This is a genomic window from Gluconobacter oxydans DSM 3504 (genome assembly GCF_000583855.1).
Taxonomy (GTDB): Bacteria; Pseudomonadota; Alphaproteobacteria; order Acetobacterales; family Acetobacteraceae; genus Gluconobacter; species Gluconobacter oxydans.
Map to the genome: position 1 here is coordinate 1,768,308 of NZ_CP004373.1, position 12,529 is coordinate 1,780,836.

Genomic DNA, 12,529 nt, shown 5'->3' on the forward strand with positions numbered 1-12,529 from the left:
TTCCGGACTGTATGACAGTGCCCAGCAACAGCCTCGGGTGCTGTCGGCTGCAATGGTGTCACAGGGAGACAGTTTGGAAGATGGGGACGTTCGGGCAGGATTGGACGAAAGCGCTGTTGACGGCCTGTGCCATGACAGCGGTGCTTCCTGGCATTACTGCCGTTGGCCATGCACAGACGACACCAGCCGGCGTTGTTGACGGCCGCCAGAAGGCTGCTGCCAGAACCAGCACGGCGACCATGGGCACCCCGCAGATCCGGACGAAATCCATTTCTCCGGTTCCGCTGCTGGTCAAACCGGCTCCGACAAAAACAGGCGTCGAGACCGCAGCGAAAACGTCCGATACGACGGAAAGCCGTTTCTTCCCGGCATCGTTTCATGACTGGCTGACCCAGAGCACCATGACGGGTGACTGGGGTGGCTGGCGTACCTGGCTGACCGACAAGGGCATCAATATCGGCGGACACTATCTTGAGGACAGTGCCGGCAATCCGATGGGCGGCAAGACCAAGGCCGTGCGTTATGCGGATGAGTTCGGCATCAATATCGACTTCAACCTCAAGAAGCTGACCGGCCTGAATCTGGGTATGTTCCATACGCTGATCACGGCGCGTCAGGGTCTGGGTATCGGTGCCACGCTCCCCGCGATGGACAGCCCGCAGCAGATTTTCGGCTCGGGTGAGACGGTTCGTCTGACGCGTCTGTCCTGGGAAATGCCCTGGAACAAATACGTCACGACCGAGGTTGGTGAGATCAACACCGAAAACGATTTCGAGCAGTCTTCGGTCTATTGGGGCATGAGCCAGTATTGCCAGTTCGAATCGAATGCGATCTGCGGCATGCCGCAGTCCATTGCGATGAACTCGGGCTATGGCTGGTATCCGACGGCCCATCCGGGCGCCTGGGTGAAGTTCTATCCGGCCGGAAACGACCATTATCTGGTGCAGTTCGGTGCGTATTCGGTCGATCCGGTGATTTCGAACACGCATAACGGCTGGAAGCTGAACCTTCACGATGCGACCGGCACCTATCTGCCGTTCCAGCTTGGCTGGCATCAGGGCGGCAAGGACGACTACAGCGGCCCACTCCAGACCAACATCAAGATTGGCGGCTACTGGGATACGTCCGAAGTCAGTGACGTCTATTCCAAGCTTGGAAGTTTCGGAGTGCCGGCGCAGTACCTGATTTCGGCCCCGAGCGAAAAGGTCCGCGGCCGGTTTGGTGGCTGGTTCCAGTTCGACCGCATGCTTCAGCGTGATGAGGCCGATCCGAACCGTGGCACGACGCTGTTCACATCCTTTACCTGGGGCGACCCGCGCACGTCCGTCGCACCGTATTTCATCACCTGGGGTGTGACCCGCAAGGGCACGTTCCGCAGCCGTCCGAACGATACGATCAGCATTGGCATGAAGATGCTGTGGGTGAACCCGAAGCTGACGATCTGGGCGCGCCAGATGCAGGCGGCCGGAGCCGAAGGCATCAACAAGCCGTCCGGCGAGCATGCGCTTGAGCTGAACTATGGCTGGCGTCCGACGCCCTGGCTCGTGATCCGCCCGGGTGCGCAGTATATCTGGAGCACGGGCGGCACGAACCGCTACAAGAACCCGCTGCTTCTGGATTTCGAGACGGGTATTACGTTCTGATCTTTGCTGACCGGAAGACCTGATATGAAAAACGCGTCGCTTCTGGAAGGGAGGGCGCGTTTTTCGTTTTCGGCGGTCTGAGGCGGATTACAGATCCGTCGTGAAGGAGAACTTGAAGGTGCGGGGCATGCCCTGCATCAGATAGCCGTTGAATGCCGAGGACCAGTAGCGCGTATTGGCCAGGTTATCGACGCCGAAGCGCAGCGTGACCGGCGTGTGATGCGTCACGAAGGTATAGCGTCCTGCCAGATCGAAGCGTGTCCAGACGGGGATGTGCAGCGTGTTGGCGGTGTTGACCCACTGCTTGCCCGTGTTGACTACGCGGCCCACGACCGTGGCGCCTTTGAGGAACGGCAGATCGTATTCGAGATTGCCGTTGATCGTGTAATTCGGCACGCCGATGGCCGTGTTGCCGTCCTGAAGGCCGCCTGCCGTATGGCGCAGGTCTGCCTGGATCACCGTGCCACCGCCATTGAAGCGCAGGCCGGGCAGGATTTCTCCATTCAGCGTCAGTTCGATACCGCGATTGCGTTGCAGACCGTCTTCGCGAAACGCGAATTCACCCGTATTCCCGACCGCCACAGAATAGGCATTGGGCTGTGAAATCTCATAGACGGCAAGCGCGGCGCTGAAGCGGCCCGTGTCGTATTTTGCGCCGATTTCATACTGGGTGGATTTGTAGGGCGGGAAGATCTCGCCCACGTTCTGAACGTTTCCGGTCGCCGTCGGGCCCTGCGAGAGGCCCTCGATCCGGTTGAAATACAGCGATGTCCGGCGGGTCGGGTGGATGACCAGCCCGACGACCGGCGTGATGGCGTCCTGGTCATAATGGCTGCTCATCGCGCCCTGACCGGTCGTGCTGTAATTATAGCCGTTGATGAGCATGTTCTGGTACCGGAAGCCGCCTGTCAGAGCGACGCGGTCATGGAAGAACGACATCGTGTCCGAGAAGAACAGGCTGTACAGGCGGGTTCGGCTGATCGTCTGCGGATCGTTGACGACGCCACCCGCAAAGGTCTCGGCCGGGGCGGCAAACTGTGGCGTGTTGTAGATGTTGGTCGTACCGGGTGTGAGAGCCATCGCATAGGCGGCGGCGCTGTCTTCCCACAGACCGGAGCCGCCGGCGTTGATCTCGTGGCGGACGGGGCCGGTGCGGAAATGGGCGCGCACACCTGCGCGCGTGCTTTCGTTGGTCTGATCGTACGGCACATACATGGCACCGGCGGTTCCAGAACCGGTGGCCGCGTCGGTGACAGTCGGGTTGGAGTAATTGCCCTTCTCGTTGCTGGTCAGGGCCCCGAAGGCGCCATAGAGCGTGACGTTCTTCGTCAGGTCATGCTCGACGTTCAGCATGCCGAAGACATAGTTCAGGTCGTTATAGGCCCAGCGCTGACCGAAATTGTGCGAGGGCGCAGCAGGGCGCGGAACGGATGTGACGTCGCTGCCCAGGAAGATCGCGGGCCGCCCACCATTCACGCCCTGGTTTTCGTAATCGATATCCATGGTGACGCGCGTGCGGTTGTCGCGGTCATGCCAGTCGAAATCCGCGCCCAGCGTTGTGGAATGGCGGTATTCATCCGTGACGGAATCCTCGCCGCTCTTGCCCGCCACGTTCAGCCGCACACCGAAGGCTTTGTCCTCGCCAAAACGACGGCCGACATCGATGCTGCCACCGCCCATGGCGCTGCTGGTGTAGTCGCCGGTGATGCGGGTGAGGGGGGCGTTCGTCGCATGCTTGAACAGCAGGTTGATGTTGCCGCCAATGGCTGACCCGCTTGGTGCAGCGCCGTTGAGGAATGCGCTGGCCCCGTTGAGAACCTGCACCTGATCATACAGTTCGGGCGAGACGAGCTGGCGGGGGGTGATGCCGTACAGGCCGTTGATCGACACGTCGTCGCCATCCACCGCAAAACCCCGGATGACGAACATTTCCGAGAAATTGCCGTAGCCGAAAGTCGTGCGGACGGACGGATCGTTTTCCAGCACTTCGCCGAGAGTCTGGGACTGCTGGTTCAGGATCAGGCTGGAGTTATAGCTGCGGATGTTGAACGGAACATCCAGACCTTTCTTGTTGCCCAGAGCGCCAAGCTGCCCGCCGCTGCTGACCTGCATCTGGTCCCGCTTTCTGGCCCGGACGATGATTTCCTCGTCCGGCGTGACCTGCTCTGCAGCGCTGGCAGTTTTGGCGGCTGGCTTGGTTTTGGGGGCCGTAGCGGTTGCCGTGGCCGGAACAGGATCGGCTGCGAGAACGGGGAAGGCTGTTCCTGCCAGAAGCAGGCAGGACAGGCGCGCAGCCCGCAATGGGCGTAAGAACGGTGCAGAAAGCGATGCGCGCACGAAAACCTCGGAACAATGAACAGTCTGGCGGGTTATCGGTATAATGCGAGTTATTCGCAACTAAATTGTGATTACCGAAGGTGACCGGATACGAAAAAGCGGGACCCTTCAGGCCCCGCTTCGCAGAAAAACCGCTGTGTTCCGCAAATCAGAGAACGACGGTGAACTGAACGCCCAGAACGGCGGCATCATGGAAGGTCGTCGTGGCACTCGGGCGCTGGATGTACTGGAAGTCCGGCTGAAGCGCCATCGCCCGGGCGATATGGGCGGAATAGAACAGTTCGTACACGTTCTCATGGCTCTGCGGACCGTAGACCGCGCCCCACTGGTTGTCCTGATAGGGCAGGCCAAGCGCCAGGGACGATTCCTGCTGCAGGGCTGCCGTGTGGCTCATGTCGAAATGCTGGTACATCGCGCCGACCGTATCGAGTGGACGACCCCAGGCGGAACCGGTATCGACCAGACCGGCCCATTCATGGTCACGCATCGCGACGGTCTTGCCATCGCTGTACATCGCGCCCGCCATGGCGATCAGACCGTTCGTGTTGCCGGGGCCATTGCGGACCAGCATCTGGTCGAGGATGAGCCAGGCACTGTTGCGGCCTGCCTCGTAGCGACGGGGCTGGCCCGTGAGCTGCCAGGAATTGCCGTGAATGTCCTCGTACAGATTCACGTAACGCGAATTGTCGTAGGAATAGCCGATGACGTAATGGCCCTGAAGCTGGTTGTGGCCGAACTTGGGGGTCCAGCCGATTTCAACAGGCGTGGAGAACTTGCCGAGACCCGACTGCGCCCAGGACCAGCCCGAGATGCCGCCGTTATAGGAATGCGGGCTGACCGCGAAGAGGCCCGCCATGATATAGGTGTCCATGGTCGGCATGGCCCGGACGACGGCGCCCAGATTGCCCGACGGCCAGTCACGGTTGCCTTCCGTATATTTGTTCGGAGCGGGATTGCCGCACATGGCGACGTTCATGAAGTCACAGAACAGCGGGGATGCGGCAAAGAAGCTGCCGACCGGGATCCAGCCCGCGCTGACATCGATGCGGTTATGAACGAAGGACATCTCGCCATACATCGCGACCATGTGCGCCACCACGTTGCCTCGGGCACCGTAGATCTGCTGCACGCCAGCGATGGAGTCGCCGAAATTGCGCGAAACGCTCTGGCCATGGCCGTTGACGATCAGGGTATGCGTCCAGAAGTTCCGCACGCCGGCGAGCTTGTCCCAGTCGATATCCAGTTCGATGCCGAACTGTCCGGCGTCGGAATAGGCACGCTCCTTGCCGCCTGTGAAATTACCGGCAAATTCTTCGTTGATGGCGGCCATCAGGTGAATGCCGCGCTTGAGAAGCCAGGGCTGTACGCCGCCCCAGTCTCCCAGGAAATGCTGCGATCCCATGGGTGCGGAAAAATACGGCCCCGGGTCCCCTTCCGTCTGGGCGAAACCGGAGACGGTGTTCTGCATGATGGGCGTGTTGCTGCCACCATTGGCCGGTGTCTCACTGTTCTGGGGGGCAGGAGACGACAGGGCAGCGGCTCTGGAAACACGGTTGCGGGCGCTGTTGGGGTCGGGATCGGACTGCGCCTGAGCACTGTCGACGGTGGCCGCCAGCATGGAAACGGAAAAAAGCCCCATCAGGACAGACCGCAGGTGTTCGGAACGGATTCGGGAAGAAGTCCGGGCGAAAGAAGCGAGTACAGGCATGAAGCGGGCGGGGCCTTTTCAGTGGAGTTGGTGAAACGGGAGCCTGGTGGTGGTCCAGAGCTGCTGGGAGCGGTGTATCCCTGAAGATCCTGTCAGGGGCAGAATTGGACCCGAGGCGCCAGTATTGGAAGAAAGGCGTCGAAAAGAAGGCGCCACCGGGGTTCGAGGGTACTGAACGCATCGGTCCGGAAGATGTTGCTCCAACCGGGGTTCAGAGGAAGATTTGCCAAAGCAGGGAAGTCCTGTAGCGTAAAAGTCAGAGAATTTCTCATTTTTTTCATTACAGGAGATTGCCAGATGTCCCTTCGCTCCCTGCTGGCCCGGAGTTTTCTTGGCGTTTCGCTTGCCGTGGTCCCTGTTACCGGAATGATTATCACCGAGCAGGCTCACGCCGCCATCCCGGCGCCAACTGTTCCGCTAAAGTTGATGACTGTAGCCGTTCAGGGCAACAGCCGCGTTCCGACGGCGGATATTCTCCAGGCCTTCGGTCATCACGCGGGTGACATGGTCACGCGCGATGAACTGGCCGCTGCGCAGAAGCGCGTGGGCGATCTGTATTCCGCCCGGAAGGTGGGTGTCAGCCTCGGAGAGCAACTGCGGATTTCCGGCAAGGCCGTCTCCGTCAAGCTGGTTATCGAAGAACAGGCTGCAGGCGCAGCGAGCCCGACCGCGCTGGTGCTCGACAAGGTGGAGTTCCAGGGGAACAAGAAGGTTTCGACCGCTGATCTGGAAGCAGCGACGAAGCTACGTGCGGGCGGCCCGGTTACGAACGAGCTTCTGGCCGCAGACATGCAGGCCATTCAGGCCCTGTACAAGAGCAAGAAAGCGTCTGGCTCGATCCAGCCTCAGGCGACCTATCCCAACCATGACCAGCATGTGGTGCTTGTCTGGAGCATTCACGAGCAGGACAAGGCCGGGAACTGACCATCAGGCCTGCGTCCCGCTAGAAACGCCGCTCAGTCCAGCATATCCGGATCGAGCGGCTGCGGGGTGAGGGCTGAAGGCAGATAAAGCGGGTGTTCCGGACGCCCGCTTTTGCTCAGACGCAGGGCTGTCACTTTGATGCCGTGATGAGCCAGCATGCGGGCGACTTCCGTCCCCCGCGCGCGCAGGCCCTTGGCCTGTGGGGAGCCGTAAGCCAGAACCACAAGATCGGCCTGCCGGGCCATGTCCAGCAGATGGGCATCGTTGTCCGGTCCGACAGGATCAGGCACTTCCAGCAGCCGCTTCTGGTCCGTGCAGCGATAGGCAAAGCTGTTGCCTACGAACATGCCGCCATAGCCCCAGGCGCGTGCATAGCGCTGGCACTTGGCGACCGTTCGGTCATCGCCGAACTCGGTCGCGACAGACGGATTCATCATCAGCCACATGATCATGGGACGGCTTTCGTTCCAGACGCGGCGCAGGGTGTAACGGTAACAGTCCTGCGGGCCGCCGTAGATCGCCGTGCTGGTGATGTCCTCAGCAAGTTTAAGCGGTCGTGAATCGCCAACATGATGCTGCCCGAACAGGTCCCGAGTTGTGGACGGAGAACGGGTACTCACGGATGCTGCTTCAGGGCCTTTACCGCGGCCAGGGCGCGCGAAACATGCTCGTCAGGAGACATGGAGGCATAGCTCATGGCGATATGGCCGTCCTGTGCGATGACATAGGACGTGCGGCTTGCCATGTGGAGCAGGGGCATCTTGGCGGCATAGCTGAGGGTGATCTTGCCGGTCGGATCGGCTGCGACCGGGAAAACACTGCGGCACTCACTGACCGAGAAGCGGTTCAGCTTGTCGATCGGATCCATGGAAATGCCGATGACGGTGGCGCCCTGTGCCTTGAAGTCCGGGATGGCATCCGCAAACTCATGGGCTTCGATCGTGCAGCCCTTGGTGAAGGCCGCCGGATAGAAATACAGGACGACGGGTCCGGTCTTGAGCGCATCGGCCAGATGATAGGTGAACTCGTGCCCGCCGAGGCTGGCAGAAGCGGAGAAATCCGGAGCATGGGTGCCGGTTTCAAGGGCAGCCTGCGCCGGAGCGGTGGTCAGGGCGCCGGCGAGGGCGACAGCGCAGAAAGCGGTCGTTGCAAAAAAGCGGCGCATCGGGGTGGTGTATCCCTGTCAGAAAAGCGGGCGAAAAGGCCCGGAAAACGGATCAATATGCGCCGGGCGGAACCACGACGCATGGAGAACCGTGCGACAGACGGCGACAGGCTGCAACTGCATTTTCATGCGTCAGACCGGTCAGGCGGGCGCGATAGAGATGCGAACGGGCCCCCTTCACGCTCTCAACCTGCGATCGGGCCGAAGCCACCACGACGCCACCTTTGCTATGGGCTGCAGACGTGGCGATGCTTGCCTGCTTCGCATTCGCGAAGGCGCCAACCTGAATGGCCCAGTTGCCCGTTGCCGCTTTGGACGATGCGGAGACTGCCGGAAGGGAAATGCGGGGCTGAACCCGGCTGGCCGGCATGACAGCCATGATCGGTTGAGGCTGCAGATGATGCCCGATCGGGATTTCCTGCGCTGTAACCCGGTTGTCCGCGACCTCGTCATCGGGAACGGACGCCTGCCGGACGGCGGGGCGGGCCGGTGTCGGCGTAAAGCCACGCGCGGCCCAGGCTGCGCTGATGCTCGCGGGAGCTTCGGATCCTGCGGCGGAGGCGACCTGAACGGGAGCCGTAACAGGAGCCGTCTGGGGTGTCGCGGCCGGAGTGTCCGAATCTGAATCGTCAGACGACGTGTCGGCGGCTTCCCTGTGGTTCCATGCCGCGCTGACGGCCTGCCGCTCGGAGGCCGAAGTCACCGGAGCTATGTCTGCCGACTGTGTGTTCTGGGCCAGCATAACCTGGGAGTTGGGGTCATGCTGGGCGACCAGAAGATCGGCAGCGGAGCGGTTATGCGGCGTGATGCCAGCGATATGCGGGCCGATGGCAGCCACATAGCGGCGCGTTTCGCGGGGCAGGGCACGGCCCCGGCGGAGATAGCGGTCGAGGCTTCCCGGGCCGTCATTATAGGCTGCGAGAAAGCCGGGAGAGCCGTAGATGTCATACATCTGCCGGAGATAGGCCGTCCCTGCGAGGATGTTGTCGTGCGGATCGTAAGGATCTTCGCCGAGCCCGTATTGCTGGCGCATGTCGTCATAGGTTGGCGGCATGAGCTGAAGAAGTCCCATCGCGCCGGGAACCGACGTGATGAAATTGCCGTTATGATCGAAAAGGTGCCCGCCGGATTCCTGCTGCATGACGGCCCGGATCCAGGCTTCGGGCACATCAAAGCGGTTGGAGGCTTCCTGGATGTACGGCCCCCAGGGATCGCTGGGCGGGCCGGGAGGGGCATAATAGGATTTCGCGTGGGCGCGGTAATTCGCCGCTTCCTGTGAAACCGGAAGCTCCGATCCGCCGCCCATGTCAGCATTGTTGCCGGCGCAGGCGGCGAGCAGTCCGACCAGACCCAAAGCAGCACCCGCACGGATGAGAGACAGGGTGCGGACAGTGGTCCGGAACGGAAAGACGGGTCTGGGCATCGGGTCTGGGCACCTGAGGAAAACTTGTCTCAATGTGACAAGCATACACGGGGATTACGGCGAAACTAGGAAAAAGGGCTCTGCAGAACAGATTTTCTGACAGGGAACGGCTTACGGAAAGGAGTGTAGCGGAGATTCATTTCCTGAATATGAACTTCCCCCGCCCGCCTTCTTGCCGGGGGTGGGGGGATCGGGTAGGCGGACGATATGAGTGTATCTTCTCCAGCTTCAGATGTCGCACGTAACGATGCGCCGCACAGGCAGGTCAGTCGTGACGCTCTGCGGGGTAGTCCTGCGGCCCGCGCCTGGGCTGACTGGAAGGAAACACGGCGTCTGTGGCGGCTGGGTGTCAGGCTGGGCTGGCTCGATATCCGGCTCCGGTACCGCGGGTCCGCGCTTGGGCCGTTCTGGCTGACCATTACCTCTGCCCTGATGGTCGCCTCGATGGGGGTTCTCTACAGCAAGCTGTTTCACATGCAGCTTGCGTCCTATCTGCCGTTCCTGTCGCTGTCGCTTACCCTGTGGAGCGTCGGGTTTTCCAGCCTGATCCAGGAATCCTGCACCTGCTTCCTTGATGCCGAGGACATGGTGCGGTCCGTTCGGCTGCCGTTCCTGCTGTATGCGGTGCGGGTCGTGGTGCGCAACGCGATCGTCTTCGCCCACAACATCGTTGTGCCGCTTGGCGTGTTCGCCCTCTATCATCTCTGGCCTGGGATGGACGCCCTTCTGGCGATCCCCGCGCTTGTTCTGTGGGGTCTGGACGGTTTTGCTGCCTGCATGCTGTTCGGTTCGCTCTGCGCGCGTTTCCGCGATGTTGCGCCGATCATAGGCGCGCTGCTGCAGATCGTGTTCTATGTCACGCCGGTCATCTGGATGCCGCAGCAGCTCGGACGCAGGGCAGCTTACCTGCTGTACAATCCATTTTATCCGCTGCTGGAAATCGTGCGTGAGCCTCTTCTGGGCCATGTGCCGTCCCTGCAGATCTGGGGCATTGCGCTGGCCACCAGTGTGGTATTCTGGCTGATTGCCGTGCGGTCATTCATCCGGGTGCGGTCGCGCCTGGTTTTCTGGATCTGACGCCATGGCTCATATCCGCCTTGAAGACCTGTCCCTGTCTTTCCCCGTACTCCATGGCGGCTCCCGCTCCCTGAAAAAGACCCTGCTGTCCCGTGCCCGGAGCACTGTGGCTGGGAAGACGGAAGCGGTTGGCGGCCGGATGCGGATGAGCGGCAATGCAACCGAGGTCGTGGAAGTCCAGGCTCTCTCCAAAGTCAGCTTTACGATTGGGGAGGGGGAAAGGGTCGGCCTTGTCGGGCATAACGGCGCGGGAAAATCGACGCTGCTGCGTGTTCTGGCCGGGATTTATGAAACGGATGATGGGATCCTGGATATCGAAGGCGATACCCATGCCCTCATCGATCCGAAAGCCGGGATGAACAGCGAGCTCACAGGGCGGGAAAACATCCAGCTCTTCGCCTGCCGGATGGGGCTGAGCCGGGCGGCAACGCAGGAGCTGGAAAAGGATGTGGAGGCGTTCTCCGATCTGGGGGCGTTTTTCGATCTTCCGGTGCGCCTCTATTCCTCGGGCATGTCCATCCGGCTGGGGTTCGCGCTGGCAACGGTGCCGCGTTCGCGCATCCTGCTGATGGACGAATGGTTCATGGCCGGTGACCAGAAGTTCCAGGACAAGGCCAGAGCGCGGCTGGAAGGGATGGTCGATGCGGCTGAGATCCTGGTCGTGACATCCCATGCCCTGACGGTTCTGCGTCAATGGTGCACGCGCATCATCTGGATGGAGAGCGGGGAAGTCCGCATGGATGGTCCGGCTGCGGATGTGCTGGACGCCTATGAGGCGGCGGTGGCGGCAACGCCTGTCTAGGGTGTGCTGCGGCGATGCGGGGGCGGCGGAGTTGGTATCCGATCCCGCGTGGAGTAGGCTGCCTCCCGGTTTTGACATTCAGGGAGACAGTTCATGTCTTATGCCGCCATTGACGCCGCGCGCGTCGCCAAAGCTTCCGAGTCCGCTCTGCAGACCTTATCGACCGTCAAGGAAACGTCCGAGGCTCACCAGCGCAAGACGATCATGATCGAGCGCATTCACGCCCTCGCCAAGGCAGCGGCCGAAACGAAGGACTGCAATGCCATCACGCTGACTTCCGAAGAGTTCTGGCTGATTTCCAAGAACTGGTGACCCGGCGGGCGGTGGGGCGTGCGCTCTGCCGCCCTCAGCCGTTATAGGAGGCGAGTTCGATCAGATTGCCGTCCGGGTCACGGCAATAGACAGACGTGATCGGACCCAGCGCCCCCAGGCGCGCCACCGGGCCTTCGACGATTTCCACCCCCGCATTTTCCAGATGCCGGACGATATGTTCGCTGGCGATGGCTGTCGTAAAGCACAGGTCTGACGTTCCCGGCGCGGCATCGCCCGCCGTTTCCCAGCCTTCCGAACCTTCGGGACGCAGATTGATCTTCTGTCCGCCAAAGCTCAGGGCCACACGGTTGTTGCGGCCGTATTCGTCGATATCCATTCCCAGCACACGCTGATACCAGGACGCAGACAGGGTCCGGTCCCGGACGGTCAGCACGATATGGTCAAGGCGATCGACGGTAAAGCGCATGGGGATCCCTCATGAGAGCGACGTTCCGGCCAGTATAGGCCGGAAAAACACTGTCTGGCCAACCCGTTTTCGAAATCCCGCAGGGCGGATGCTCAGGTTGGCGGCCGCTTGCGGAATGCGGCCAGGCTGACGACTTCCGCGTCTTTCTTCACGTCTTCGGACGAAGCCGTTTCCGGCTGGACTTCAGGATGGTGGGCGGGATCGATATCGTCCGGCTCCACGGCGCCTTCGGGGATCTCGACGTCTTCATCCTCCTCCAGCGGGGAATGGCTGAAGCGCAGCGCCATGCGGATATGGGGATCGGCAAAAGCCGTGATGGCGTTCACCGGGATGCACAGGATGCTGCCAACGCCGCCGAAGGACAGGCCAACGGAAATCACGTTCTTCTCGCGGTCCAGCGCCAGATCCCAGAACTGGTGCTGAAGGACGATGGTCATCTCTTCAGGATACTGCGCCCGCAGACGGGCCGGGATGATGACATCCGGGCGGTTCGTGCGGAACGTCAGATAGAAGTGGTGGGCGCCCGGCAGGCCTTCAGCCGCGACATGCTCGATCGCACGCAGCATGACTTCACGATAGGCGTCTTCCACCCAGTCATCATAAGGGAGAAGGCTCTCGGGAAGCTCGTGCTCGAAGCCGTCCTGGCCGTTGTGATCGTCGTCGCTCATGGTCGCAAGCCTGATGTTTCGGTCAACTTGCTCAGGGATGCGA

Annotated in this window: 12 protein-coding genes; 5 read left to right on the plus strand and 7 right to left on the minus strand. The window is 61.3% G+C overall.

The features are described from left to right. The first annotated feature begins 80 nt into the window (after positions 1-80). Entirely contained in the window at positions 81-1,643 is a 1,563-nt protein-coding gene (locus GLS_RS07735; RefSeq protein ID WP_041111788.1) for a carbohydrate porin, read from the plus strand. A gap of 87 nt (positions 1,644-1,730) precedes the next feature. Here GLS_RS07735 and GLS_RS07740 read toward each other — a convergent pair whose 3' ends face one another. Then, positions 1,731-3,980, minus strand: coding sequence for a TonB-dependent receptor (locus tag GLS_RS07740; RefSeq protein ID WP_041111789.1), 2,250 nt, complete (start codon positions 3,978-3,980; stop codon positions 1,731-1,733). Positions 3,981-4,128: 148 nt separating this feature from the next. Next, positions 4,129-5,688, minus strand: coding sequence for a carbohydrate porin (locus GLS_RS07745; protein ID WP_041111790.1), 1,560 nt, complete (start codon positions 5,686-5,688; stop codon positions 4,129-4,131). A gap of 297 nt (positions 5,689-5,985) precedes the next feature. On the opposite strand from GLS_RS07745, the gene GLS_RS07750 reads away from it, so the two are divergent. Beyond that, the gene (locus GLS_RS07750; RefSeq protein ID WP_041111791.1) at positions 5,986-6,612 is read left to right on the plus strand and encodes a POTRA domain-containing protein; all 627 of its coding nucleotides are present in this window, start codon (positions 5,986-5,988) and stop codon (positions 6,610-6,612) included. Positions 6,613-6,644: 32 nt separating this feature from the next. Here GLS_RS07750 and GLS_RS07755 read toward each other — a convergent pair whose 3' ends face one another. From GLS_RS07755 to GLS_RS07765, 3 genes are read right to left on the minus strand one after another with little or no spacing between them, the layout of a single operon-like run. Next, positions 6,645-7,232 (minus strand): DUF1643 domain-containing protein, encoded by a 588-nt coding sequence (locus GLS_RS07755; RefSeq protein ID WP_041111792.1) that lies wholly within the window; start codon positions 7,230-7,232, stop codon positions 6,645-6,647. Beyond that, a complete protein-coding gene (locus GLS_RS07760) occupies positions 7,229-7,777 on the minus strand; it encodes a peroxiredoxin (protein WP_041111793.1) in 549 nt (182 codons plus the stop codon). Before GLS_RS07760 ends, GLS_RS07755 begins: the two co-directional genes overlap by 4 nt. A 52-nt stretch (positions 7,778-7,829) precedes the next feature. Next, positions 7,830-9,200 (minus strand): lytic transglycosylase domain-containing protein, encoded by a 1,371-nt coding sequence (locus tag GLS_RS07765; protein WP_052327529.1) that lies wholly within the window; start codon positions 9,198-9,200, stop codon positions 7,830-7,832. A 207-nt stretch (positions 9,201-9,407) separates the two neighbouring features. Here GLS_RS07765 and GLS_RS07770 point away from each other — a divergent pair, with 207 nt between their 5' ends. The 3 genes from GLS_RS07770 (at position 9,408) to GLS_RS07780 (ending at position 11,391) form a co-directional block, all read left to right on the plus strand. Further along, positions 9,408-10,277: an ABC transporter permease gene (locus GLS_RS07770; protein WP_041111794.1), complete on the plus strand. Its 870-nt coding sequence runs from the start codon at positions 9,408-9,410 to the stop codon at positions 10,275-10,277. A gap of 4 nt (positions 10,278-10,281) precedes the next feature. After that, complete coding sequence (locus GLS_RS07775) at positions 10,282-11,079, plus strand: ABC transporter ATP-binding protein (RefSeq protein ID WP_041111795.1); 798 nt, start codon at positions 10,282-10,284, stop codon at positions 11,077-11,079. Positions 11,080-11,172: 93 nt separating this feature from the next. After that, complete coding sequence (locus tag GLS_RS07780) at positions 11,173-11,391, plus strand: hypothetical protein (protein ID WP_011252962.1); 219 nt, start codon at positions 11,173-11,175, stop codon at positions 11,389-11,391. A 34-nt stretch (positions 11,392-11,425) separates the two neighbouring features. Here the strand turns inward: GLS_RS07780 and GLS_RS07785 are convergent, their stop codons facing one another. Both GLS_RS07785 and GLS_RS07790 read right to left on the minus strand, forming a co-directional pair. Then, entirely contained in the window at positions 11,426-11,818 is a 393-nt protein-coding gene (locus GLS_RS07785) for a VOC family protein (protein ID WP_041111796.1), read from the minus strand. A gap of 92 nt (positions 11,819-11,910) precedes the next feature. Continuing rightward, entirely contained in the window at positions 11,911-12,486 is a 576-nt protein-coding gene (locus GLS_RS07790) for an SspB family protein (protein WP_041111797.1), read from the minus strand. Positions 12,487-12,529 lie beyond the last annotated feature (43 nt).

Coding starts and splice junctions, on each gene's coding strand:
- GLS_RS07780 (WP_011252962.1), top strand. CDS start 11,173: ATGTCTTATGCCGCCATTGACGCCGCGCGCGTCGCCAAAGCTTCCGAG.
- GLS_RS07735 (WP_041111788.1), top strand. CDS start 81: ATGGGGACGTTCGGGCAGGATTGGACGAAAGCGCTGTTGACGGCCTGT.
- GLS_RS07785 (WP_041111796.1), bottom strand. CDS start 11,818: ATGCGCTTTACCGTCGATCGCCTTGACCATATCGTGCTGACCGTCCGG.
- GLS_RS07750 (WP_041111791.1), top strand. CDS start 5,986: ATGTCCCTTCGCTCCCTGCTGGCCCGGAGTTTTCTTGGCGTTTCGCTT.
- GLS_RS07790 (WP_041111797.1), bottom strand. CDS start 12,486: ATGAGCGACGACGATCACAACGGCCAGGACGGCTTCGAGCACGAGCTT.
- GLS_RS07765 (WP_052327529.1), bottom strand. CDS start 9,200: ATGCCCAGACCCGTCTTTCCGTTCCGGACCACTGTCCGCACCCTGTCT.
- GLS_RS07760 (WP_041111793.1), bottom strand. CDS start 7,777: ATGCGCCGCTTTTTTGCAACGACCGCTTTCTGCGCTGTCGCCCTCGCC.
- GLS_RS07775 (WP_041111795.1), top strand. CDS start 10,282: ATGGCTCATATCCGCCTTGAAGACCTGTCCCTGTCTTTCCCCGTACTC.
- GLS_RS07745 (WP_041111790.1), bottom strand. CDS start 5,688: ATGCCTGTACTCGCTTCTTTCGCCCGGACTTCTTCCCGAATCCGTTCC.
- GLS_RS07770 (WP_041111794.1), top strand. CDS start 9,408: ATGAGTGTATCTTCTCCAGCTTCAGATGTCGCACGTAACGATGCGCCG.